Source organism: Sphingobium sp. B2D3C (genome assembly GCF_025961835.1).
GTDB lineage: Bacteria > Pseudomonadota > Alphaproteobacteria > Sphingomonadales > Sphingomonadaceae > Sphingobium.
On the sequence record NZ_JAOQOK010000001.1, the window covers coordinates 2,067,741 to 2,091,308 of the forward strand.

Here is a 23,568-nt window from a genome sequence, read left to right on the forward strand (position 1 = left end):
GTTCCGTATATTGGAATTGACAGCTTGACTTGTTGCCGCACCGCCGTAGCTTCCGCCCCAGAAAAACGAGGAGGGATGAATGGCAGAGTTCGATCGACGGCAGCTTCTGGCGGGCGGACTTGCCGCTGGCGGCGCCATGAGCGCGATGACCGGCACCGCAGCGGCGCGCACGATGCGGCCGCCCCCAGCCGCCGCACCCGCGCGACGGATCGCCGTCGAGGAAGCCTGGACGATTGCCGAGCATCAGGACGCGCTGGCCGCCCTCGCCACCGGAACATGGCCCAATCTGGACGCGCAGCTGATTAACCCACTTGGTTCTCGCGGACCGGACCGCCTCACCCGCCGCCTGCGCGACGTGACGGAGCGGCTCGCGGAAATGGACCGCCTCGGTGTCGACATGCAGATCCTTTCGCTCACCTCGCCGGGCGTGCAGATGTTCCGCGCCGATCAGGCCGTCGCCATGGCCGAGCTTGCAAATGATCGCCTAGCCGAAGTGGTCCGCGCCCACCCGAAGCGCTTCGCCGGCCTTGCGTCCTTCGCGCCGCAAGACCCGGGCCGGGCTGCCAAGGAAATGGAGCGCGCCGTCAATAAGCTCGGTTTCAGCGGCTTCATCGTGAACTCGCACACCAATAACGAGTATCTGGACGATCCCAAGTTCATGCCGATCCTGGAGGCCGCCGCCGCGCTCGACCGGCCAATCTACATCCATCCCCGCTGCCCGTCAGACGGCATGGCTGAGCCGTTCCGCGATCATCGCTTGCAATCGGCGATCTGGGGCTATGCTGCCGAAACGGGCACCCATGCCATGCGGCTGATCCTCAGCGGTGTGTTTGACAAGCTGCCCAACCTCAAGATCGTGATCGGCCATATGGGTGAAAACATCCCGTTCCACCTGTGGCGCACAGACCATTGGTTCGAGCGCCGGCGCGATGCCTACGGCAGCAAGCTCAAGCCCTCCGAAGTCATGAAGCGCAACGTGTACATCACCACCAGCGGCGTGGAGCATGGCCCGGCCTTGCGCTACGCGATCGACGTACTGGGCGCAGACCGCGTGCTTTGGGCGATCGACTATCCCTATGAGGAGATGGAGCCCTCCGTCACCTTCATCAACCACGCGCCGCTGGACGGAGAAGAACGCGAGGCGGTCTGCCATCGCAATGCCGCGCAGGTCTTCCACCTCCCGCCAGCCTGATCCGCCTTAACATCCTGACGATCCGCCCTGGCCCCGGCAGAGCGGACGTCAGGCCTCGGCGGATGCGTGGCCGAAAGTGGCGCTGAGCGTGCGCGCCGCCGCCATGACGTCGCTCGCCATGCGCTCGCGGTCCATCGTGCCGAAGCGCTTGGCCGGCATCGTGAGGCCGATCGATCCGATCACCGCATTGCCACTGCGGAAGACCGCCGCCGCGATGCCCGCTACATCGGCTTCCTGGCTGTAGAAGATTGCGCACCCCCGCTCACGAATAGCGGCCAGTTCCTCCACCAGCACCTCGGGCGGCGGCGTTGGGGCGCCGGTCAACGGCCCCACCGGGCTCTGCGCGAGCGCCGCCGCCAGATCCTCCGCCTCCAGATGGGCGAGAATGGCGCGGCCTAGCGAACCCCAGGTCAGCGACAGATCGGTATAGGGCTCCAGCACATGCCGCAGCGTGTGTGGCGTGAGGATTCGCTCGGAGACGATGGCGCGGTGATGGGGGGCGTCATAGGTGCAGAACACCGCCGTCTCCTGCCAACCCGCCCACAAGGTGCGGAGGAAAGGGCGCACCGCCGCGACATAATGGCTGCGGCTCAGGATATTGGCGGACAGCCTGAACAGTTCACGCCCGGCCCGATAGGATGTGCCGTCACCCCGCTCCACCAACCCGCCACGAATTAGCATCTGCAACAGCCGATGCACGCTGCTCGCCGGCATCCCCGTGCCCGCGGCAAGATCCTTGAGCGCACAATCGCCGTCGCTTTCGCCGATCAGTTTGAGCAGGGCAATCATGCGCGCGCCAGAGCCGCGATCGGTGTTGGTCGATGGATCCATGAAAAAGAAGACGCTCCGCCCCAAGCCCCGCGCTGCCGGGGGAGCGTCTTCTACGAAATCTTCAGCGCTGACGCCATTGCCGAGTTCTGCGGCGATCAGGCAACGGACCGCGCTGCCAGATGCGCAAGCGCAAGCGCGCCTGCTCGCTCGCCGAGCTGTAACGATCCGCCCGTGCCCAGCGCGGCCCAGGCGCGCGGATCGGCAGAGACAGCCCGCCCGGTGACGAACAGCCCGCTCAACTCGCGGGGGCGCAGTGCCGCGTCGATGAGCGCACTATCGCTCTTCAGTGGCGCATCCTCAGCGCCCAGCACATGCGCGCCCACGACATGGCGAAGGCGCGCGGACTGCATGGCGCCTGCAACGTCGATCAGGAAGCTCGCTTCCAGTCCAGGCAGGGTCCGCAGGAAGGGCAGAATCTCACGGATCAACGTCCGCGCTCGCGCCTCCTGCGCGCCCAATTGCGCGACGCTGGTCGCCCCATCGACCCGCATGGAAGGCCCGCGCACATAGGCGACGCCCCTATCCCGCCCCGCTGGCGTCACCCCATAGAGCACCAGTCGATCCGGCTGATCGGGCGATAGCACGCCAGAGGCCTTCGCGTCGGCGAGGCGGGCAGGCCATGTCGCTTGGCCGGCCAGCACCGCATCGAACGCGACGCCGCCAATCCGGTAATTCATGGCGATACTGGCGGGCTCGTCCAGCCCGCGCATGGCGGTGCCCGCCCGCATCGCCAGTTCGCCATCGCCGGTGGCGTCGATGACCATGGCGGCCGGCACGGCAAAGCGGCCGGACTTGTTCTCGACCATCGCGCCACGCACGACGCCGTTCTCCACGATTGGGTCGGCCGCCCAGCTGGAGAGCAGCAGTTGCACCCCCGCCTCCTGCGCGAGATCGAGCAGCGCATATTTGAGCGCCTCGGCATCATGAACCAGACCATCGCCCAACAGGTCCGGCCCGGCCTCGCCGTTTCGCTCCAGCCGACTGACCAACTCGGCCGCGATGCCCTGTTCTGCGGGCGTAAGGGCGATATCGAAGGACAAGGGGCCATTGCCGCCCAGTACGACGTTGCGCTCCACGAGGAGCGTGCGCGCTCCGCCCCTCGCCGCCGCCATAGCCGCCGCCACGCCGGACAATCCGCCGCCGCACACAAGCACGTCGACCGCCCGATAGACCGGGGTTCGACGGCCCGGCAGCATGATCTCGCCGCGCGTCGCACCAGCTGTGCGTTCCATGATCGTCGTGCTCATCCGCTTAATCCCGCACCATATTGTGGATCTTGGCCTTGCTGATGTCGATCGCGCCATCGGCCAGGTTCTGACCCTGCGCGATCAGCAGCGCTTGCAATTCATCGATGGCGACCTCGCGCAGCGTCACCCTGTCCCGGCAAGCCAGCGCCGCCGCCGTGCCCGCCGCCTGACCGAAGGCCATGCAGTCGGGGATCTGCCGGCAGCGCGAGTGGGCCTCATAGCTCATCGACACGGTCTTGCCGGCAACCAGAAGATTCTCGATGCCCTGCGGCATCAGGCAGCCGAAGGGCACGCCGAACACGGACGTGACCATCTTGGCGTTAGCCAGCCGCTCGCGAAAGACCGCCGTCGTTTCGCTGCCATCCGAGGGGTGACGCACGAAGCCGAGCGTGTCGGGCAGACGGTGATAGCGCTTGAAGATGTCGTCCGCGTGGAAGAGACCTTCGAGGATGTCGTCGCGCGTGAGTGTGTAGTCGCCTAATATCCGCCGGGAATCGCGCACCCCGATCATCGGCGCTGCCTTGATGAGATAGGCCTCCTCAAACCCCGGCACAGTGCGCAGGAACGGCATGAAGGCGCGCACGCCCTGCCGGGCACGGACCTCGGCATCCGTCAGCTCGTCGGCATCATAAGGGTCGCGGTGCAGCACACGGACGCCGTAGATGTAACCCATCTGCCCAGCCCGGGTGGAAGGCGCGATGCCGAAATTGGAGAAGTTGTCGAGATAGACGTCATCCAGCAGCACGCCCGCGGCCTTGGCGGCCTTCACCATCTCGGTGCGACCCTTGCGATCCTGACTGTGGCGATAATCCACCCCGCCGATCTGGAAGAGCATGACCATCGGCTGCGGGTGATTATAGTCCTGCATCGGCGCCCCGGCGCGCGCCGCAACGTCGGCATCGCCGGTCGCATCGATCACGACGTCGGCCAGCACCGCCTGCCGCCCGGCCTTGTTCTCGATGACCACGCCGCCCACAGCGCCATCCTCGACAATCGCATCGGTGACCCAGGTCTGCGGCAGCACACGCACGCCGGCTTCCTCCACCAGTTCGGCGAGGACAAATTTGAGGATTTCGGGGTCGAACGGCACGGCGAAATGCCCGTCCTCCAGGTCCGGATCGGCGCCGCCATTGGCGCGTAGCCGCTCGATCACCTCTTTCATGATCCCGCCGGTGAAGAAGGCTTGATGATATTCCGTGACGAACGAGCGCGGCCCGGTGCCGCCCAAGGTTGTATCCCGCTCAATCATCAGCACGTCCGCGCCGTTGCGCGCGGCGGCGACAGCCGCAGCGACGCCGCCAGCGCCTCCTCCGCACACGAGCACCGCGGCCCGATCAACCACCGGCACCGCTTGCGTCTGCTCCTCCATCCACTCCTGCTCGTCCACGGCTATCATGCGTCACCCCTTGCTGTCGCCGAACGGAACTATCTAACTATAATATTCTTTGCAAGCAGCATCGCGGCTTGCGGCTCAAACCATATGACTATATTATTTTTTGCATGGAGAAGAGATTCGGGGCTCCCACCGCACGGGAAACCATCACCGAGGCCGCACGGGAGATCCCGGTGGCACGGCGCACGCAGGTTCTGGTCGTCGGTGCCGGCGCAGGGGGATACCCAGCGGCGATCCGCGCCGCACGCAATGGGGCCGAAGTGCTGCTGATCGAGCGCAACGCCGTTGTCGGCGGCACCGGACCCATGTCGTTCGTCACTGAATTCCTCAGTTGCGAGAATATCAGCGGCATTTTGCGCGAGATGCAGCAGCGCCTCGCCGCGCATGATGCTGCGGCAGAGACCTTCCTGCCGGAATATTTCAACCTCGCCTACGACCCAGAGATGCTCAAACTAGTGGTGCTCGACATGTTGGTGGAAGCCGGCGTCGATCTCCTGCTCAACACCAATGTCGTCGACGTGATCCGTGAGGGGGATGCGCTCAAGGGCGTCATCATCGAGAACAAATCCGGCCGGCAGGCCATTTTCGCTGACGTCATCATCGATGCCAGCGGCGATGCCGATGTCGCCGCGCGTGCCGGCGTCGCCATGCATCCGCGCGAGGACCCACAACCCATGATGATGTTGTGCCGAATGGGCGGCGTCGACTGGGAGCGGATGCAGGCTCACGCCCGCGCGAACCCGGACGATTTCTCCAAGCTGTGGGGTACGCCCGCCAATCCACTCGATGGTGCCCAATATGTCCACCTGACCGGCTGGAAGTCGCTGGTGGCCCAGGGCAAGGAAGAAGGCGCCCTGCCTGGCACATTCGGCCATCATATCTCGATCTTTGGTGCTACACCGGCCAATCTGCGCCATGGCATCGGCTATCTCTATGCCGTGCAGGTGCTCAATCGGGATCCCACCGATGCCGCCGATCTTACTGGTGCGGAGGTCGAAGGTCGCCGCCGGGCGCGCGATTTCCTGCCGTTCGCCAAGCGCATTCCCGGCATGGAGGACGCCTTCCTGATCGATATGGCGCCGCAAATCGGTGTGCGGGACAGCCGCCGGATCATCGGCGATTACACACTCACCCGCGATGACATTTTCGATGGCGCCACCTTTGCCGATGAGATCGCCCTCAAAGTCTATCGCGGCCCGAATGTGAAAGGCTGGGTCCGCCACAAGCCCGATGGCAGCGAGGGCGGCAAGGGCCATGACCTCACCGAAATGCCGATCTCGGTGGTCGTGCTGGGCCTGCCTTATCGCTGCCTGCTCCCGCAGGGCATCGAGAATCTGCTGGTGGCGGGCAAGACCGTTTCATTCGACAATGAGGCCCATCAGCGCGTGCGGTTGATGCCCGAATGCATCGCCATGGGCGAGGCTGCTGGCGTCGCCGCCGCCGTGGCAGTGCGCGACGGCGTTCCGCCCCGCCAGGTCGATACGGATGCGGTGCGCGCCCTGCTGAGCGAAGGCGGCATGAATCTGGACCGGAGCAAGGTCCGGGTGCAGCAAGTGCGGGAAACCCTCGCTAGCCGGGGCTTGAATGTCCTGATGGATTGAGACCGGCGCCCTCCCCGCGCCCCTTGCCCAAGGCGGGGACGCGGAGCAGGTGAGGTTCGGCGCTTGAACGCGAGGAGCGATCAGTCCTCGCGGCGATACCCGCCCAAGCCGGGCTTGAAGGACTTTTCGTCCAGAAACTGCGTCATCCCCTTGCGGCGCCCGCGCTCGGTATCCTGGCCCGCCGCCGTCGCCGCCATCGCGCCGAGCATCGCCTCGGACGTGTCCCAATCCAGCCGCTCGACATATTTGAACGCGGACTTGGCGTGACGCAGAATGGTCGGGTTTTTGGAGAGTAGCTTGCGCGCCAACGCCTCGGTCTCCGCCCGTAGATCGGTCAGCGGCACCGAGCGGTTGACCAGCCCCATCTCCGCCGCCTTGCGCCCGTCGAACGGATCGCCGGTCATGATATAATAAAGGCTGTCGCGATGGTTCATCACCTGCGCCACCGCCCGCGTGACGTTACCGGCCGGAATGATCCCCCAGTTGATCTCGGACAGGCCGAAGGTCGCTTCATCGGCGGCAATCGCCAGATCGCAGGCGACCAGCGGCGTGAATGCCCCGCCGAAGCACCAGCCGTTGACCATCGCAATGGTGGCCTTGGGATAGTGCGTCAGGCGCCGCCACATCCAATCCGTCGCGGCGCGGCGGAAGCGCGCCTGCACAATGGCGGATTCGCCCTCGGTCTCCCGGAAATATTCCTTGAGGTCCATGCCGGCCGAGAAGGCCTCCCCCTCGCCGGTCAGCACGACGACGCCGACATCGTCGCGCACCTCCAACTCATCGAGCACCTGCCACATCTCACGATTGATCGTGGGATTCATCGCATTGCGCTTGGCCGGGCGGTTGAGGGACACCCATGCGATGCCGTCATCCAGCGTGACCTTCACGGCCTCATAGGTGTTTTCACTTGTCATCGATGGATTGTCCTTTCGCTTCCATGGACACGACCAGGCGGGTGAGCAGATCGAGCAATGTCTTGCGCTCTTGCTCCGCCAGCCCGGCCGTGAGTTGCTCTTCCAGCCGCCGCGCATCGGCGTTGACGGCTTCGAACCGCGCCTGTCCCTCGGGTGTCAGGCTGATGAGCGAGATCCGGCGATTGAGTTCGCTGGTCTCGCTGGTGATGAGGTTCTTCTCGCGCAATTGGGCGAGTTGCTGGGTGGCGGCCTGCGGCGTGACCCGCTGCACCCGCGCCAGCTCCGCCGCGGAACAGGGGGCGAGGCGTTTGAGGAAAGAGAGGATCGTGAAATCGCTGGTCGTCAGCCCGTGCGCGCGCACTACCTCGTCCAGCTCCAGTTTGCCGGCGGTGTAGCCGCGCTTGAGCAGATAGAGCAGCCGCCGCGGCCTTCCTTCATCGGATCGCGACTGCGCGCTCATGCTCCCCCTCTCCCGCCGACTTCCGGCCGCACAAATTGACAATCTACTTTATATAAAGCTTCTTGATAATTATCCCGCTGACTGTCAACCGGCTTCGCCTTCTCCGCACCGCATGCGAAAGGGCGACACCTGCCGATGCCGCCCTTCAGAAATCCCATCTTGTACTGCGCGGGGAGGCGTCAGCCCCAGACGTCTTCGGCTACGCGCACGACCAGCTCCAGCTTGGCCTTCTCGTGCTCGATGTCCATCATGTTGCCGCCGATGCCGCTTGAGAAGCCGCATTGCGGGGACAGCGCGAGCTGACTGATATCGGCATATTTCGCCGCATCCTCGATCCGCCGCTTGAGCTCGTCGGGGCTCTCCATGGTGCCGCGCTTGGTGGTGACGAGGCCGAGCACCACGGTCTTGCCCTTGGGCAGGAAGCGCAACGGCTCGAAGCCGCCGGCGCGGTCGGAATCATATTCCAGGAAATAGCCGTCGATGTTCATCTCGTTAAACATGACTTCGGCAACCGGATCATAGCCCCCCTCGGCGACCCAGCGGCCGGCGAAGTTGCCCCGGCAGACGTGCATGCAGACCGCCATGTCATCGGGCTTGGCGGCGATCGCGGCGTTGATGAGCTTGGCGTAGACGTGCGGCAGCTCGTCCGGATCTTCGCCGATGCTGGTCGGCACCTGCGCGCGCAGGGTGGGATCGCAGAGATAGGCGAAGTTGGTCTCGTCGATCTGCAGATAGCGGCAGCCCGCCTCGATCAGGTCGCCGATCTCCTCGGCGTAGACCGCCGCGAGGTCCGCGTAGAACTCCTCCATCGTGGGATAAGCCTCAGCATCGATCGCATCGCGCCCGCCGCGGAAGTGCATGATCGAGGGCGAGGGAATGGTGATCTTGGGCGTTTCCTTCGTCACCGTCTTGAGGAACTTGAAGTCCTCGACGAAGATCGGCTTGGGGCGGCTGAGCTTGCCGGTGATGCGCACCGTATGCGGCTTGCTCTCGACCGTGCCCTGCTCGTTGCGGAAGGTGGTGCGGTGGCTGGACTGCCAGGGTTCGACATTGGCGAAGCGCAGGAGGAAATCGGTGTGCCAGCTGCCGCGATTATACTCGCCGTCGGTGATCGACTTGAGGCCGACGCCTTCCTGCAGCGCCACGACCTCGCGGATGGCGTCCTGCTGGATGGTCAGCAGCTCCTCCGCACTGAGCTCGCCGGCGGCCTTCTTGTTCCGGGCTTCGATGAGATAGTCCGGGCGGATGAGGCTGCCCACATGGTCGGCTCGGAACGGCGCTGGCTTCATGCAAAACTCTCCTTTGGGCAACAACAGAATGCGGTTTTGATGATCTTCATTTGAGACAATCCCTGCCCCTCGCCAATAGCACGATTCCTTGCAGTAGCCACACTTTTCGTTATCAATGACAACAAAATAAGCTGCCACAGATAGGAGATTTCATGGTCAGTCCGGCGCAACATGTTTCTGCCCCTGCGGAGACGGCGGATATCGACGCCCCCATGATCGAGGCTTCGGCGGGCGAGATCTTCCTGCGGCGGCTGGCGGCCAACGGCATCGAATATCTGTTCGCCAATGGCGGCACGGACTTTGCGCCGGTGATCGAGGGCTTTGCCCATGCGCAGGTGGCGGACTTCAAGGTGCCCACGCCCATCCTCATCCCGCACGAGACCGCCGCGCTCGGCATGGCGCATGGCTATTATCTGGCGACCGGACGGCCGCAGGCGGTGATGGTCCACACCAATGTGGGCCTGGCCAATTGCGTGATGGGCGTGCTCAACGCGGCCTCCGACCAGGTGCCGATGATCCTCGCCAGCGGCATCACCCCGCATACGGAGCACGGGCCGCTCGGCCACCGCAACTCGCCGATCAACTGGGGCCAGAACATGCGCGACCAGACCGCGATGGTGCGCGAGCCGGTGAAGTGGGACGCCACCCTCTCCCGCCCCGAGCAGATCGCCCCGCTGGTCGACCGCGCGGTGGCCATCGCCACCTCCAGCCCGCGCGGCCCGGTGTATCTCGGCCTGCCGCGCGAGGCGCTGTGCGAAGTGACGACCTATCGCGACAGCAAGCCGCGCAATGCCGCCGCCCGCGCCGCGCCGCATCCCGAGGATCTGGCCGAGGCCGCGCGGCTGCTCGATGCCGCGGAGCGCCCGCTGATCGTCGCCTTCCGGACGGGCGCGCGGGGTGGCGGGTTCGAAGCGCTCACCGCCTTTGCGGAGCGCCACGCGATCCCCGTGGTCGAGTTCTGGCCCTCGCAGCTCTCCATCGACGGCGCCTCGCCCATGCATGGCGGGTTCGACCCCGGCGAGGACCTGGCGGCGGCGGACGTGGTGCTGGTGCTCGATGCCATTGTGCCCTGGCTGCCGCACCGCCACGGCTTTGCCGAGCAGGCGACGGTGATCCAGGCCGGGGCCGATCCGCACCAACTGGAAGTGCCCCTGCGCGGCTTCGCCACCGATCTGGCGCTGACCGGCGAATCCGCCCACATCATCGCCGCGCTGGACGAGGCGATGCGCGCGCGGACCCCGGCGCGCGACCGATCCGCCCGCTTCGCCCGGCTGGCCGAGCGCCACGCCGCGCGGCGCGCGCAGCTGGACAGCGCGGTGCGCGCCGGGCCGCCCATGTCCGCCGCCTTCGTCACCCGCGCCATCGTGGAACTGATCGGCGCGGAGGGCTGCATCGTGAGCGAGCTGGGCGCCAAGCCGGAATTCGTGACTGGCCTGCGCGGCGACCAGTTCTTCCAGAACCCGATTTCCGGCGGGCTCGGCTGGGGGCTCCCCGCCGCGCTGGGCGTGCAGCTGGCGGACCGCGACCGGCTCGTCGTCGCGACGGTGGGCGATGGCAGCTACATGTTCGCCAATCCGGTCGCCTGCCACCAGATCGCCGAGGCGCACGGCCTGCCGCTGCTCACCATCGTCTATAATAACGGCATCTGGGGCGCGGTGCGCGGATCGACCCTGGGCATCTACCCCAAGGGCCACGCGGCGCGCGCCAATGTGATGCCGATCACATCGCTCGAGCCGCTACCCGACTTCTGCAAGATCGCGCAGGCCTCACGCGCCTGGACCGCGCGCGTGGCCGACCCGGCCGCGCTGGCCGACACGCTGCGCGAGGCGGCGCGGGTGATCCGGGAGGAGAAGCGGCAGGTGTTGGTGGAGGTGAAGGTGGCGAGGCACTGAGGGCAGTTCCCTCTTAGAAGGCGTCGCGCCCTTCCGCGATATTGAGCAGTTCATGAAACAGGAACACTGCCGGGGCGCGGCCGGAGGCCGGGACCAGCTCCCGCAGCATGCCATGATCCCGCAAGGCGCGGATGATCGTGCGGGCGGTGGGGCCGGGAATTTGGGAAGACGCGATGAAGTCCGTCGTCTTGAAGATTGGCCGCTGGAATATCCAGTCGAGCGCCCGCACGGCATATTGCGAATGAGTGATCTCGACCACCCAGTCGCGCTTCTGCTGATGAAGCGTCAGGATTTCCTGCGCCTTGCGCGTATTCACTTCCGCCTGCGCAATGATGCCTTGCAGAAAGAACGCAATCCACCCGGTCCAGTCGCCATCGCGTGAGACGGCCAGAAGGCGATCATAATATTCGTCCCGGCGCGTCTCCAAATATTCGGAGAGGTAGAAATTCGGGCGCGAAAGCAATCCATGCGCATAGAGAAACAGCGGGATGATCAGCCGACCGAGCCTGCCATTGCCATCCAGAAAGGGATGGATGGACTCAAACTCGGCATGGACGATGGCCAGTTGCACGAGGCGATCCGGCGCATCGGCATGGATGAACGCTTCCCACGCCGTCATGGCCGCCGCAATATGATCCGCACCGGGCGGGACGAAGCGCGCCTGATCGATCGTGCATCCGTCCGGGCCGATCCAGTTTGGAATGCGTCGATATTCGCCAGGGTCTTTGCTGCGCCCACGGACGCCGTCCATGAGCACCTGATGCGTGGCGCGGATCAGGCGCTGAGACAAGGGGAGGCCCTCGGTCATCTGCCGAGTGGCTTCGTTCAGTGCTGCGCGATAGTTCAGAACCTCCCGCGCATCGGCCTTCTTCGGCGTGCTTTCATCGAGCAGATCACCGCGCGCCTCAAACTCCAGCACCTCTCCCAGCGTGACCTGCGTGCCCTCGATCTTGCTGGACAGGACGGCTTCCCGTGCTGTGAGTGGCGAGAGCAGGACATTGGGATTGGGCACGCCCGCCAGAACACCCTCATAGCGGGCAATGGCGGCATTGGCCGGACCGACCAGCGGCAACAGCCGGCCAAGGTCCAGATCGTGCGGGGGAAAACTGCCCTGATGGTAATGGACTGCCACGGGTACGGCCTCAGCCTTGATTTGATGATCGCCAAATCACCTCAAGCGGATTTGATGATCGCAAAAGCGGGTTTTGCCAACAACAAACTTGTTTGATGCTAGTGGACGATCATCAAATGGGAAAAGCTAGGCTCCGCTTTGAAACCTCCGACTGCTGCAAGATTGCGCAAGCTCAGGCGGTTGAAAAGGCGCGCGCGGCACTGCCCGAGCATCTATCGAACTCGCTAAGAGGCCGTGCGGTGTCTTCCGAATGAAAAGCGACAGGCATTAGTCGCTCTGACTCAAAAAGAGAACAAAATGTCGCGCGATGCTAGACGAATTTCTACAGCTTTTTATAATCGGAGTGGAGCGACGTAGTCTTCGGAGACCCTTGCCGGCTTGGCGCAGGCCGATCTCTCCGATTGTGGAAGCAGCGCCAAGCCGGCAAGGGTCTCCGAACGGCGCAAACGAACTGAAAAATCGCGAGACGCGATTTTTGCTTTAGGGTGGCGAGTGCGTTTTGCGATCTCGCCGGTCATCTTATACTTCATGGGGGGCTCCTAGATCATTTCCTGATGGCTCCTCTTATACATTTTTTTGGCTAAAAAGTCCATAATTTCCGTTATTTGAGCGGAAAATTCAGTGACGCCAGCCAATGCCTTCAGCAGATCAATTGCTACTACATTCAGAATGATCGCCGGGCGCTTTGACGGAGGTGTCTCGACTTCGCTCGACACGAACGGGGGCGGTTCAGGCGTGGGGGCTTTAGCCCCCTCACCCCACCGGCCGGCTCACCACCTGCAGTTCCTGATAGGCCCGTATCCCCAGCACGCCATGCTCGCGGCCGTAGCCGGAGTCCTTCATGCCGCCGAAGGGCACGTCTGACTCGTTGAGGCCGTGGCGGTTGATCCAGACGGTGCCGGCCATCAGCTGCCCGGCGACGGCGCGGGCGCGGGTTTCGTCCGTGCTCCAGACGGAGGCGCCGAGGCCGAAGCGGGTGGCGTTGGCGCGCTGCACGGCTTCATCTTCGCTGGCAAAGGTGAGGACAGGCATGACCGGGCCGAACTGCTCCTCGCAGACCAGGGGCACGCTCTCATCCAGCCCGGCGATGATGGTCGGCTCGATGAAATAGCCCCCCTCGCCGTGCGCGCCGCCCCGCGCCCCTCTGCTCGCGCTCCCGCCCGTCAACAGCTGCGCGCCGGGGCGGGCGACGGCGTCTTCCAGATAGGCCTTCACCTTCTCATATTGCGGCAGGTTCTGGATGGGCCCCATGTCCATGCCGGGCTCGCTGCCGGGGCCGACCTTGAGCGCGCGGACCTTCTCGACCAGCTTTTCCAGAAAGGCATCGCGCACGGGCTCGGCCACATAGACGCGCTTGATCGCCATGCAGATCTGCCCGCAATTGTAGAAGCCGCTGCGCGCGATGCCGGCGGCGGCCTTGTCCAGATCCGCATCGGCCAGCACCAGCGTCGCATCATTGCCGCCCAGCTCCAGCGTGATTCGCTTGAGCGTGGCGGCGGCGCTGGCCATCACCTTCTTGCCGGTGGCGACTGAGCCGGTGAAGCTGATCTTGTCGATCCCCTCATGCGCGGTCATCCAGGCGCCCAGATCATTGCCGCCGGCGAGGACGTTCATCACGCCGGCGGGCAGCACATCGGCCGCGAGCGCGCCCACCGCCAGCGTGGTGAGCGGCGTGTAGGGCGAGGGCTTCAGGATCAGCGTGTTGCCGGTGTAGAGCGCCTGCGCGACCTTGTGCATGGCGAGCGCGATGGGGAAGTTCCACGGCGCGATGGCGCCGACGACGCCGAGCGGATGGTAGCGCAGCTCCACCTTGCCGCGCGCATCATCGCGCAGCACCTCATCGCCGATCTCCAGCGCGGCGAGCTGCTTCATATGATGCGCGGCGACGGTCAGCTCCATGCGCGCCTGCTCGATGGGCTTGCCATGCTCGCGGGTGAGCAAGGGGGCGAGGCGATCGGCGGCGGCGGCGATGCTGTCGGCCAGGGTGTGGATGCGCGCGCGGCGATCCTCCGGCGTGCGCGCGGCCCAGGCCGGGAAGGCGGCGCGGGCGGCGGCGACGGCGGCATCGAGATCGGCCTGCGAGGCCTCCGGGCAGAGCGCGAAGGGGCGGCCGGTGGCGGGATCGATCACCGCGAAGCTGCGCCCCCCGTCCTCGAAAGCGCCCTGCACGAGCTTGCCGCCGATGAGGTGCGCATCCGCGCCCTCTACGCTCGCCGGCCGCTCCAGCACCGTTCCCTCGCCCATCCATCATCTCCTGACTCGTTTGCGCAGGAGCATGGATATTGTTGTTTGAATCTACAACCCCGAAATCGTGCCGCGCGAAACGCTCAGGGATTTTCGGCGAGGTAGCGCCCCAGCATGTCGTGCAGCTTCTGGGCGAAGGCGCGGTCCAGCATCATGGCGCCATCGCTGCGGGTCTCCGGCGCGGGGGCGCTCTCGATGCGGGGCACCTTGCCCAGCGCATCGACATCCTCCACCACCCCGCTCACGCGCTTGAGCTGCTGATCCAGCTGGCCGAGAAACGCCAGAAAATCATCGCTTTGCTTGCGGGTGAAGGGCATCTGCAGCACCTCGTTGAGGCGCAGCGCGAGGGCATAGGTCTGCTCGTGCACGGTCTTGCCATGATCGGTGAGCTGGAGCAGCACCGAGCGGCTGTCCGACGGATTGGCCTGCTTCTCGATGATGCCGCGCTCGACCAGCGAGGAGACGACGCGGCTGGCATAGCTCTTCTCCAGATGCGCATCCGCCGCGACCTGCTTGAACGAGACCGACCCGTAGCTCGCCGTGATGCCGATCACCCGGCATTCCGGCAGCGAGAGCCCCAGGTGCCGGCGATAATATTCCTCGGAAATCCCCTCGGAAAAGCGCGCCACCATGTGGAGGCGGAAGGTCATCAGGTTGCGGAAGCTCGGCTGATCCACCGATGCGCCGGCCTTCTTTCTGGCCACAGAACAGGTCCCCCTTGGTTTCGAACGGACCGGTATAAGGGATGCCGCCGCCCGCGCACAACAAAAAGGCCCGTGCGGCAAACACGGGCTTGACGCACTTTGTTGTCTATGACAACGATTTGGCAAAGACGACATGAGTCCGCGGGTGCGCCCACGGATTCCCGGCAGATGACCAAGGAGGGATGCGCCATGCTGTCTGCAGAACAGAATGAAAAGCTGGCCCGCGTCGGCCCCGGCACGCCGATGGGCGAACTGCTGCGCCGCTACTGGCACCCCATCGCCGGCGAAAGCGAGTTCGAGACGCGCGCCACCAAGCCGGTGCGGATCATGGGCGAGAATCTGGTGCTCTACAAGGACCTCTCCGGCCAGTTCGGCCTGATGGACCGCCACTGCCCCCACCGCCGCGCCGACATGGCCTGCGGCATGGTCGAGCCCGACGGGCTGCGCTGCAGCTATCATGGCTGGATGTTCGACGCGCAGGGCGCCTGCACCGAGCAGCCCTTCGAGGATACCGCCAATCCGCAGGGGCGCTACAAGGACAAGGTGCGGATCAAGGCCTATCCGGTCCGCGCCCATGCCGGGCTGCTGTGGGCCTATATGGGCCCCCTCCCCGCGCCCGAGCTGCCGGACTGGGAGCCCTTCTCGTGGAAGAACGGCTTCCGCCAGATCGTCATCTCCGAGCTGCCGTGCAACTGGCTGCAGGGGCAGGAAAACTCGATGGACCCGATCCACTTCGAGTGGATGCACGCCAATTGGAGCAAGCGCCTGCGCGGCGAAACCGGTCCTTATGGCCCCAAGCACCTCAAGATCGATTTCCGCGAATATGATTATGGCTACACCTATAATCGCATCCGCGAGGATACGGACGAGACCAACCCGCTGTGGACCATCGGCCGCGCGTGCCTGTGGCCCAATGCGATGTTCACCGGCGACCATTTCGAATATCGCGTGCCCATCGACGATGAGACGATGATGAGCGTCGGCTGGTTCTTCACCCGCGTGCCGCGCGATGCCGAGCCCTATGTGCAGCAATCCATCCCGGTCTGGTTTGGCCCGATCAAGGACGAGCGCGGCGAGTGGATCACCAGCCATGTGATGAACCAGGATTTCGTCGCCTGGATCGGCCAGGGCACCATCTCGGACCGGACGCAGGAAAATCTCGGCCTCAGCGACAAGGGCATCGGCATGATGCGCCGCCAGTTCCTGCGCGATATGGAGAAGATCGGCCGCGGCGAAGACCCCAAGGCGATCATCCGCGACCCCGCGATCAACAAGGCGATCCCCCTGCCGACCATCCACCGCGACGCCGTGATGGAAGGCATGACCGCCGAGGAAATCGAAGCCGGCGGCGCGCTGCACCTCAAGCGCTTCATCTTCCAATATGGCCAGCCCGCGCATGTGCTGAAGCTGCAGCAGGAGGCGATGCGCATCAGCCAGGACAATAAGGGCTATGTCGACGCCTGAGGGCGGCGGACGACGCGCGCGCGATCAGCCGACCTCTCTCGGCAACAGACTGGCCCGGCTGGCGTGATCTGGCCGGGCTTTTTGTTTGGGGGATGCCGCATGGCTGCGAGGTCCGCCCGCTGCGCCCTGGGCTCCTGCCTGCGCAGGAACACAGAGAGAGATTTGGCGAGCGTGAAGCTTGGCTCTCATCCTCCGTGCTCCTGCGCAGGCAGGAGCCCAGGGCGGCGATAAGCGGAGCAAGCGGAGCGCTCCGTCCGCGCGATCTCCGAACCGCGCCCTCCCCGTCCGGCCACGTCCGCGCCCCTGGCGCTCGTTGAACGGCTGATCTCAAAACGCGGTGGTCCGCTGCGATGAAATGCGCAGGCATCACGCATTGTTAACCCGATCTCGGACAGGAGAGCTTTAAGATCGGATGAATCATGAATTTGCTGGACATCGACACGCTGCAGCTCTGCAGCCTCGTGAATACGAGCGCCTTCGGCATCGTATTTCTGCTGCTTTGGCGTGGTCGAAAAGCGGATGATTATCTGCTGTTCTGGTCGGCAAGCGCGCTCCTCTACGGCGGTGTGATGATCGGCTTCGCCCTGTGGGGTGAGCACGGCATGGGCGCTGCGACGGTGCTGTTGATGATGCTCGCGTTCAGCAATACGGTCTCCGTCATGGGTGTTCGCCGGTTCGGGGGCCAGCCCGTGCTCGCGCCGTGGATGGCGCTGCCGGCGCTGGTCATCGGCGTTGCCCATCTTGGGCCGCTGTTGCTGATGGCCCAAGGCTGGCTCCCGGCAGAGTCCCAAATCCCACGGATCGCCGATGTCCTTGGCCTGACCGCAGCCATGGCCATCAATGGGACAGCCATGATCTCGGGGCCATTGCGCGGGCAGCGGATCGCAGGCGCAGGCCTGCTCGCCTACATCCCCATATTCCTGATTTCGCTGGTGGACGATCTGGGCGTGCTCTCGGGCGACCACTCGCTGGGCAGCCTGCCGCTGCTCGCAGATCAGGCGTTGCTCGGCATCATCAATCTTGGTTTGCTGGTGCTGCCAATCGATCAGGCGCAGGACGCGCTGCGCGCCGCAGCGCTTCGCGATCCGCTGACCGGCGTGTGGAACAGGGCGGGCCTGGAGGTGCAGAAGCGACGCCTGCTCGCGCCTGGCGCGGCCGTCGTCGCGATCGATGTCGATCATTTCAAGGCCGTCAACGATCTGCACGGGCATGAGGCAGGCGACGCCGTCTTGCGCGGTATCGCTCAGGAGGCTGGCCGGATCGCACAGGCACAAGACGGCGCTCTCGCACGCATTGGTGGCGACGAATTCATCCTGCTGCTGCCGGCGAGTTGCGAAGGGCAACGCCTGATCGTCGAGGCGCTGATGAACCGATGCCGCGCCGCTGGCGCCGCACCGGGATCATGGAGTGTCAGCATCGGCTTCTCGCAGGTGACGGCGGCGGAAACAGGCTTCGAGCCTGCCGTCGTCCGGGCCGACAAGGCGCTGTATCACGCCAAGGCGGAGGGGCGGGATCGCGTTGCAGGATTGGCGGCGTGATAGCCAGCGGGTGACTGATAGCACGGCACGGCTGACCCCACCGCGACGCCGTGATGGAAGGCATGACCGCCGAGGAAATCGAAGCCGGCGGCGCGCTGCACCTCAAGCGCTTCATCTTCCAATATGGCCAGCCCGCGCATGTGCTGAAACTGCAGCAGGAGGCGATGCGCATCAGCCAGGACAATAAGGGCTATGTCGACGCCTGAGGGCGGGAGACGACGCGCGCGCGATCAGCCGACCTCTTAAGCCTGCCTTCGTCCGCCGGTGGACAGAAGGCGACAGCTGATCGCCCTCCCAACGGCGCGCGATACTATAGTTTGCTGAAGCAGCTGCCCTTCGACCAAAGCCGGAGACCACAGTCGAGGTCAATCGCTAGGACAACGGGAACGATAAACCAACACGAAATGATGATAGAGTTCGAGACAAATCGTCTCTAGCGCTTTCCACTCATTTTTCCCACGGACCCTCGATTTTTAAAGGTTGGCGAATTATTTCCCTTATGCTGCGGTAATCTAGATTTCAGAGGTAAATCCCACTCACGCGTCGTCGCAAATACGAGTTGTCTTTTTCTTGCTGCTTTAACGGCCTGATTTTGTTGCATTTTCTCTAATATTGTTAGGCGCTCGTAATATTCTTGAGAGAGTGCAAGTGCCTCATCGGCAAATCCATGAGCGATGAGACAGCCGATATGACCATTGGCCAACGTAACCAAGGGATAATGGTCCGTCCGGCTTTCTTGTCGTTTGTCCATTAAATTCAAGGAGGCCACAGCTTCTTCAAGTAAGGAGCTGATCTTCTTGTCAAACTGGACTGCATTTCTGACCAACTTAAGTTGAAGGTCGGCTAGCGCGTGGGCAGCGAAAGGATTATCCGGATACGCGCGAATGGACTGCGTTAAAATTTCCGCCGCTTCGGCATCACGCCCAATGCGACCCATAAATAGTCCGTATTGAAGCCAAAAATGTCCATCTAGCTGAAAGTCCACCTCATGATTTTGATAATAAGAGGCACCAAATTGTCTATCTTTAAATCGCTTGACCCTACTGAAAATAAAATCATGATTTAAAAGAAACTTAAACAATATGCCATCTTGTCGACTGGAATATTTTATCACCGGGGTCTCGTAGTTACCGAATATATGAAGCACGCGGCTCGCAACACCTAAAAACTCTTGTGGAGACGTAAGGGTGTCTAGAACGTGGTGGGCGTACAGTTCGTGACGAGCCAGCAACCTTCCTCCGCCGGTGTCTGCCACGATACCGGAAAGCGCGGACATCGCATTTTCGAATGAACGCTGTTCCGCAAATTGTTCGAACGCCTGTCTTGCCATAGCCTCAGATATGCCCACCCGCGCAATCGTAGCAATGCTAACAAGGACTAATAATTTTTTTGTATCGTCATCGGGTAGGTTTATAAACTCACTCGAGATAATGTCGGAAAAGTTGGAAGACTCCGTTGCTTCCTGAAGAGCTATAAGCAATTGGCTTTTTGAGCTTGATAGCTTTCTTCGACGTTGTGCATCTGACATTCTTTTAAAGTTTGGCGCCGGAACATATTCGATCAATCTATTAATGAGTGGAGTATAATCCTCCCGAGTAAAACGTTGAAAATCCATCGTTGAAGAAACATCATCTAAATATCTCGACAAATGTTCAGACCATTCACTTGAACGCGCAGTTCCTACCAGAAGTACATCCTTGCCTTGCAGCGCCTCCAAGTCTTCCCTGATTGATCCGCCGTAAAGAAAAAGCTCTCCGATATGCACAATCGCCTTCTTAGTTTCCACTCTACATAAAACCGCCAAGGCCTTTTTGAGTGATTTTGTATCCGGCGCAACGTCATACAGCGCGAGGTCTTTATCCTTCGACGCTATTTCCAGGAGGGCCATCATTGTTGCTGTCGATTTTCCGCTTCCAGATTGCCCTAGTGTTACGAACAGTTCCGCACCGTTCCCCATGGCTGTCCTTATTGAGTCTTTCAGAGAGGTAAGTGCTTCAAGGTGGACTGGAATATCAGATGCTGCAATTAGCCAACTCGGTGGAAAACCCTGCAGGAACTGCCTAGCAAGGTTCGATTTAGCCCCGAAAGGAAGGTCCCGTACAGCTACCGAGAGATTCGAGAGAGAAATTGGACGTAAAGCCTGAGCCGCCTCCAAATCAGCCGGCTTTAAAAGCTGTAGGGCACTCGCATCAAAGCTGTTGGTATTGGCCACTATTTTTTTAGGAGTCAGTCCGATGGGATACTGGCCTTTTAGCCAGTTAACAAAATCGAGCAAAGTACCCTCGATGTGCACAATTCCCCGCGCATTTAGTGCCGCCTTTATCATGGGGGATAGCTTATCGGGCGTAATAGCAAAGCATTTTCCCGGGTTCGATATTCCGTGCCGCTTTGCGCGCTCTAATTCAGCCTTGAATATTGGCTCGTTAAGTGCTGACCCGATAAATATTGGACAATATTTTAAATAGTCTCTAGCCGCTTCCTGATACCAAAAATGCCTATCACTTTTAATGTACCTAGCATAATCAACATCGGTCATTATCAGACCTTTTTCAGCCTTTACGATCTGACCGTGAAGATAAATAACTTGGAGCTGATGAGGACCAATTGGTTCGGCTATTTTATCTTCTATTCCATTGAATATTGAATGAGACTGGGCTTTAAAATTAGAAATATTATCTATGCTATCATCGATGTTCCAAGTATATAATCTTTTCCAAGTAAAAGAAAACAGGTCCTGCAAATCTTGCGCGGGATTAACGCCGAGGTAGCGTTCTTTGTATAACGCTAAGCAGCCTGCATCACCTAAAATGGGTGTTACTGCACTTAGTACGTCTGCAAGAACCTCTCCGTCATATGGCAAGCCTGCTCGATCAGCCAACAGTTTTGAAAGGGCTGATCCAGCGGGAACAGGACCAACTCTGTTACTACTGCTCGCGGACGCCCCAGCGCCAAGCACGATGATCGCCCTGCCGTCTTCGATCGACTTGCTTAAATAGCCGAGGTCCGTGCCTTCCAAATCTTTAAACGCCATGTACCCCCCTAACCTTCAGAAATCTTAAGCTCTGAAGTGGTGAAATCAAGCCAGCAGAATGGCGTAGAGCTGGTTGTGAGAGCATACCCAGCTTTGTCACGGTATCGCGGAGGGCGCTCAGCGCCTCTCGAGTACGCTGTGTATCAAAACAGGGCTCAGCACGGAAGCCAGAAGCTACTTTCTGGCTGGCACATGACATGGCGGCTCTATGCCGTTCCCTTCCATGACTGATTTTCGGAAAGGTCCAAACGGCGCGCAAAGGCAAATATGGCTATTGATGACATCTGCCTCCCCCTCAAACCTCCAAATTAAACACCTTCCGCGCATTATCCTCGAAAATCAGTTTCTTGTCGGCGTCGCTCAGGAAGTCGAATTTCTGGATGAAGGGGGCGATGTGGTCCATTTGCTTGCCGGTGGCGGGATCGATGGTGGAGCCGACGCCGGGGCATTCGGAGCCGAACAGGCAGCGCTCGGGGCCGACGGTTTCGATGAGCAGGCGCAGGGCGCCCTCGGTGTAGAGCACGGTATCGAAATAGAGCTTGGCCATGCGCTCGGAGAAGAGGTGCTTGGTGCGGCGCGACTGGGATTCGAAGCGGCCGAGCTGATAGGGGATGGCGCCGCCGCCGTGGCTCACCACCACCTTGAGCTGCGGGAAATCATCGAACACCGATGAGGTGCACAGGTTATAGGTGGCGATCGTCTCTTCATTGATGAAGTGCAGCGAATAAGGCGAGCGCTCGGACTGGGAGCCGGTGGCGTGGATGTGCGCGGGCAGATCCAGCTCGCACAGCTTCTCATAGAGCGGATACCAGTAGCGGTCGCCCAGCGGCGGGGCTTCCTCGGCGCCATTCTCATAGGGGTCCGGGTTGAGCAGGAAGCCCTTGAAGCCCATGGCGACGCAACGATCCATCTCCGCAAAGACATTCTCGATGGGCTCGCCCGCCACCTGCGGCAGGCCGGCGACCGGGATGAACATCTCCGGGATGAGCGTGCACTGACGGTGGATGAGGGTGTTCACCTCCTCGCAGAACCAGTGGACGACGCGCGCGGGCTTGGCCGAGTTCATCATCTGGAACGGGCGCGGCGAGATGAGCTGCATGTCCGTGCCGTGATTGTGCAGCAGCTCGATGTGCCCGTCCGGCCAGGTCTCCTTGTGGTGCGCGGCGGCAATGATCTGCTCGTCCGTCACCTTGACGCTGCCGCGCCCGTGCGAGCCGCGATGCGCGAGCAGGCTCGCCTTATAGGCCCAAAGCTCCACCGGAGCGCTGACGTGACCATGGCAGTCGATGATCATCGGGTGATCCCCTTATTTCTGACGTGTCTGAAGGCTGTGATATTTGAACTGCGCGCGGGCCTCATCGAGGCGCATGCCGGTGCGGCAGGCGGCGCGGATGCTCTCCTCGGCGGCGTGGATCTCCTCGGCGGCGGCGAGGACGGCCTCTTCATGCGCCTGCGGGATGACGATGACGCCGTCGGGATCGCCGCGCAGGATATCGCCGGGGGCGACGCGGGCGCCGCCGATGTTGACCGGGCAGTTGGTGACTTCCACCTGCACCCGGTCCTTGCCGGTGCGCATCCAGTGGCCCTTGCTGAAGACCGGGTAACCGAGCGCGCGGCAGAGCGAGACATCGCGGCTGATCCCGTCGATGACGGTGCCGGCAAGGCCGCGGCGATGGGCGATCTCGGTCAGGATGTCGCCCCAGATGGTGGCATCCTCGCGGCCGCCATTGTCGATGACGACGACATGGCCGGGGGGCACGTCATCGATGTAATCGCCGACGGTGCCGGGCGGGGTCGAGGCGGGGCCGCAGAGCATGGTGTAGGCACGGCCGGCCATGCGGAAATCAGGGTCGCGGCCGGCGATCTGGTAGCACTGGCCGACGATGCCGAGCCGGTCGAGCGCGTCGCTGAGGGTTGCGGTGTCGAGCGCGGCGGCGCGGGTGACGTTGCTGTCGTCGGTCATTGTTGGTCGCCCTTGAGCATATATTCGTAGTTCGCGCCGAGCACGGCGCTGGCGCTCTCGCCGGTGGCGAGGCGGCGGGTCATCTCGCCCTCGCGGCGGACGATGTCCTCGGCGGCATCGAGCACGCGGGCGATGTCGGCCGGCGCGATGAACACGGCGGCGCTGGAATCGCAGATCACGTAGAAACCGGGCTCGACGGTGAAATCGCCGACGGTGACGGGCACATCGGTGGCATCCTCATAGACGCGGTTGCGCGCGGTGCGGGCGGTGTAGCCGCGACAGAAGACCGGGAAGCCGATCTCGCGGGCTTCATCGACATCGCGGGCCAGGCCTTCGCAGATCACCCCGGCGACGCCCCTGTGCTGTGCCCCGCGCGACAGGATGCCGCCCCAGCAGCCGGCATCGATGCCGGTGCGCTGCTCGACAACGATCACATCGTCCGGGCCGCTGGCGTCGATGGCTGCGGCGCCCAGATGCACCGGCGGGCGGTCAGCAGGCGCATTGCCGGCCTTGAGCTTCACGGTGTGCACGCGCCCGGCAATGCGGCGGCCCGGCGAGGCCGAGCGCAAGCCGGTCACGCAGCCGGCCAGGCCCAGCTTGTCCAGCGTGTCCGACACCGCGCAGGCATCCAGCTGGCGCAGCCGCGCGACATGGGGATCTGTTGCTGTCATCA

At 62.8% G+C, this 23,568-nt stretch carries 20 protein-coding genes; 6 read left to right on the top strand and 14 right to left on the bottom strand.

Translation table 11 applies throughout. From position 1 onward, the window contains the following. Positions 1–79 precede the first annotated feature (79 nt). The gene (locus M2339_RS09635; protein WP_264586781.1) at positions 80–1,192 is read left to right on the top strand and encodes an amidohydrolase family protein; all 1,113 of its coding nucleotides are present in this window, start codon (positions 80–82) and stop codon (positions 1,190–1,192) included. Positions 1,193–1,240: 48 nt separating this feature from the next. On the opposite strand, the gene M2339_RS09640 is transcribed toward M2339_RS09635, so the two are convergent. The 3 genes from M2339_RS09640 to M2339_RS09650 form a co-directional block, all read right to left on the bottom strand. Next, positions 1,241–2,023, bottom strand: coding sequence for an IclR family transcriptional regulator (locus M2339_RS09640; RefSeq protein ID WP_264586780.1), 783 nt, complete (start codon positions 2,021–2,023; stop codon positions 1,241–1,243). Positions 2,024–2,118: 95 nt separating this feature from the next. Then, entirely contained in the window at positions 2,119–3,270 is a 1,152-nt protein-coding gene (locus M2339_RS09645; RefSeq protein WP_264606311.1) for an FAD-dependent oxidoreductase, read from the bottom strand. Positions 3,271–3,274: 4 nt separating this feature from the next. Next, positions 3,275–4,666 (bottom strand): FAD-dependent oxidoreductase, encoded by a 1,392-nt coding sequence (locus M2339_RS09650; protein ID WP_264586778.1) that lies wholly within the window; start codon positions 4,664–4,666, stop codon positions 3,275–3,277. Between the two features lie 104 nt (positions 4,667–4,770). Between M2339_RS09650 and M2339_RS09655 the strand changes: the two genes are divergently transcribed. Further along, positions 4,771–6,264: an FAD-dependent oxidoreductase gene (locus M2339_RS09655; protein WP_264606312.1), complete on the top strand. Its 1,494-nt coding sequence runs from the start codon at positions 4,771–4,773 to the stop codon at positions 6,262–6,264. A gap of 80 nt (positions 6,265–6,344) precedes the next feature. Here M2339_RS09655 and M2339_RS09660 read toward each other — a convergent pair whose 3' ends face one another. The 3 genes from M2339_RS09660 to M2339_RS09670 form a co-directional block, all read right to left on the bottom strand. Beyond that, positions 6,345–7,178 (bottom strand): p-hydroxycinnamoyl CoA hydratase/lyase, encoded by an 834-nt coding sequence (locus M2339_RS09660; protein WP_264586776.1) that lies wholly within the window; start codon positions 7,176–7,178, stop codon positions 6,345–6,347. Continuing rightward, a complete protein-coding gene (locus tag M2339_RS09665) occupies positions 7,168–7,638 on the bottom strand; it encodes a MarR family winged helix-turn-helix transcriptional regulator (protein ID WP_264569702.1) in 471 nt (156 codons plus the stop codon). The genes M2339_RS09660 and M2339_RS09665 overlap by 11 nt, the downstream gene beginning before the upstream one ends. 179 nt (positions 7,639–7,817) lie before the next feature. After that, positions 7,818–8,927: a 5-methyltetrahydropteroyltriglutamate--homocysteine S-methyltransferase gene (locus M2339_RS09670; protein WP_264586775.1), complete on the bottom strand. Its 1,110-nt coding sequence runs from the start codon at positions 8,925–8,927 to the stop codon at positions 7,818–7,820. Between the two features lie 212 nt (positions 8,928–9,139). On the opposite strand from M2339_RS09670, the gene M2339_RS09675 reads away from it, so the two are divergent. Next, on the top strand, positions 9,140–10,819 hold the full coding sequence (locus tag M2339_RS09675) for a thiamine pyrophosphate-requiring protein (protein ID WP_264606313.1): 1,680 nt from the start codon (positions 9,140–9,142) through the stop codon (positions 10,817–10,819). 13 nt (positions 10,820–10,832) lie between these two features. Here the strand turns inward: M2339_RS09675 and M2339_RS09680 are convergent, their stop codons facing one another. From M2339_RS09680 to M2339_RS09695, 4 genes are all read right to left on the bottom strand, one after another. Then, complete coding sequence (locus tag M2339_RS09680) at positions 10,833–11,951, bottom strand: Fic family protein (RefSeq protein WP_264586773.1); 1,119 nt, start codon at positions 11,949–11,951, stop codon at positions 10,833–10,835. Between the two features lie 539 nt (positions 11,952–12,490). After that, positions 12,491–12,667, bottom strand: coding sequence for a hypothetical protein (locus tag M2339_RS09685; RefSeq protein ID WP_264606314.1), 177 nt, complete (start codon positions 12,665–12,667; stop codon positions 12,491–12,493). A gap of 37 nt (positions 12,668–12,704) precedes the next feature. Beyond that, a complete protein-coding gene (locus M2339_RS09690; protein ID WP_264586772.1) occupies positions 12,705–14,195 on the bottom strand; it encodes an aldehyde dehydrogenase family protein in 1,491 nt (496 codons plus the stop codon). Between the two features lie 83 nt (positions 14,196–14,278). Further along, positions 14,279–14,899 carry a MarR family winged helix-turn-helix transcriptional regulator gene (locus M2339_RS09695; protein ID WP_264586771.1) on the bottom strand — a complete coding sequence of 207 codons (621 nt, stop codon included), beginning with the start codon at positions 14,897–14,899 and terminating at the stop codon, positions 14,279–14,281. Positions 14,900–15,088: 189 nt separating this feature from the next. On the opposite strand from M2339_RS09695, the gene M2339_RS09700 reads away from it, so the two are divergent. From M2339_RS09700 to M2339_RS09710, 3 genes are all read left to right on the top strand, one after another. Continuing rightward, complete coding sequence (locus tag M2339_RS09700) at positions 15,089–16,363, top strand: aromatic ring-hydroxylating dioxygenase subunit alpha (protein WP_264586770.1); 1,275 nt, start codon at positions 15,089–15,091, stop codon at positions 16,361–16,363. A gap of 419 nt (positions 16,364–16,782) precedes the next feature. Further along, entirely contained in the window at positions 16,783–17,901 is a 1,119-nt protein-coding gene (locus tag M2339_RS09705) for a sensor domain-containing diguanylate cyclase (protein WP_264586769.1), read from the top strand. A 53-nt stretch (positions 17,902–17,954) separates the two neighbouring features. Then, a complete protein-coding gene (locus M2339_RS09710) occupies positions 17,955–18,107 on the top strand; it encodes a hypothetical protein (RefSeq protein ID WP_264606315.1) in 153 nt (50 codons plus the stop codon). Positions 18,108–18,334: 227 nt separating this feature from the next. On the opposite strand, the gene M2339_RS09715 is transcribed toward M2339_RS09710, so the two are convergent. From M2339_RS09715 to M2339_RS09730, 4 genes are all read right to left on the bottom strand, one after another. Further along, complete coding sequence (locus tag M2339_RS09715; RefSeq protein ID WP_264586767.1) at positions 18,335–20,932, bottom strand: SIR2 family protein; 2,598 nt, start codon at positions 20,930–20,932, stop codon at positions 18,335–18,337. A gap of 295 nt (positions 20,933–21,227) precedes the next feature. Beyond that, positions 21,228–22,226 (bottom strand): amidohydrolase family protein, encoded by a 999-nt coding sequence (locus tag M2339_RS09720; RefSeq protein ID WP_181558959.1) that lies wholly within the window; start codon positions 22,224–22,226, stop codon positions 21,228–21,230. 12 nt (positions 22,227–22,238) lie between these two features. After that, positions 22,239–22,895, bottom strand: coding sequence for an RraA family protein (locus tag M2339_RS09725; RefSeq protein ID WP_264586766.1), 657 nt, complete (start codon positions 22,893–22,895; stop codon positions 22,239–22,241). After that, positions 22,892–23,566 carry an RraA family protein gene (locus tag M2339_RS09730; RefSeq protein ID WP_264606316.1) on the bottom strand — a complete coding sequence of 225 codons (675 nt, stop codon included), beginning with the start codon at positions 23,564–23,566 and terminating at the stop codon, positions 22,892–22,894. Before M2339_RS09730 ends, M2339_RS09725 begins: the two co-directional genes overlap by 4 nt. Positions 23,567–23,568: the final 2 nt, after the last annotated feature.

What these genes read in the sequence shown, in the direction of transcription:
- M2339_RS09635 (WP_264586781.1), top strand. Translation starts at nt 80, where the DNA reads ATGGCAGAGTTCGATCGACGGCAGCTTCTGGCGGGCGGACTTGCCGCT.
- M2339_RS09640 (WP_264586780.1), bottom strand. Translation starts at nt 2,023, where the DNA reads ATGGATCCATCGACCAACACCGATCGCGGCTCTGGCGCGCGCATGATT.
- M2339_RS09645 (WP_264606311.1), bottom strand. Translation starts at nt 3,270, where the DNA reads ATGAGCACGACGATCATGGAACGCACAGCTGGTGCGACGCGCGGCGAG.
- M2339_RS09650 (WP_264586778.1), bottom strand. Translation starts at nt 4,666, where the DNA reads ATGATAGCCGTGGACGAGCAGGAGTGGATGGAGGAGCAGACGCAAGCG.
- M2339_RS09655 (WP_264606312.1), top strand. Translation starts at nt 4,771, where the DNA reads ATGGAGAAGAGATTCGGGGCTCCCACCGCACGGGAAACCATCACCGAG.
- M2339_RS09660 (WP_264586776.1), bottom strand. Translation starts at nt 7,178, where the DNA reads ATGACAAGTGAAAACACCTATGAGGCCGTGAAGGTCACGCTGGATGAC.
- M2339_RS09665 (WP_264569702.1), bottom strand. Translation starts at nt 7,638, where the DNA reads ATGAGCGCGCAGTCGCGATCCGATGAAGGAAGGCCGCGGCGGCTGCTC.
- M2339_RS09670 (WP_264586775.1), bottom strand. Translation starts at nt 8,927, where the DNA reads ATGAAGCCAGCGCCGTTCCGAGCCGACCATGTGGGCAGCCTCATCCGC.
- M2339_RS09675 (WP_264606313.1), top strand. Translation starts at nt 9,140, where the DNA reads ATGATCGAGGCTTCGGCGGGCGAGATCTTCCTGCGGCGGCTGGCGGCC.
- M2339_RS09690 (WP_264586772.1), bottom strand. Translation starts at nt 14,195, where the DNA reads ATGGGCGAGGGAACGGTGCTGGAGCGGCCGGCGAGCGTAGAGGGCGCG.
- M2339_RS09700 (WP_264586770.1), top strand. Translation starts at nt 15,089, where the DNA reads ATGCTGTCTGCAGAACAGAATGAAAAGCTGGCCCGCGTCGGCCCCGGC.
- M2339_RS09705 (WP_264586769.1), top strand. Translation starts at nt 16,783, where the DNA reads ATGAATTTGCTGGACATCGACACGCTGCAGCTCTGCAGCCTCGTGAAT.
- M2339_RS09710 (WP_264606315.1), top strand. Translation starts at nt 17,955, where the DNA reads ATGGAAGGCATGACCGCCGAGGAAATCGAAGCCGGCGGCGCGCTGCAC.
- M2339_RS09715 (WP_264586767.1), bottom strand. Translation starts at nt 20,932, where the DNA reads ATGGCGTTTAAAGATTTGGAAGGCACGGACCTCGGCTATTTAAGCAAG.
- M2339_RS09720 (WP_181558959.1), bottom strand. Translation starts at nt 22,226, where the DNA reads ATGATCATCGACTGCCATGGTCACGTCAGCGCTCCGGTGGAGCTTTGG.
- M2339_RS09725 (WP_264586766.1), bottom strand. Translation starts at nt 22,895, where the DNA reads ATGACCGACGACAGCAACGTCACCCGCGCCGCCGCGCTCGACACCGCA.
- M2339_RS09730 (WP_264606316.1), bottom strand. Translation starts at nt 23,566, where the DNA reads ATGACAGCAACAGATCCCCATGTCGCGCGGCTGCGCCAGCTGGATGCC.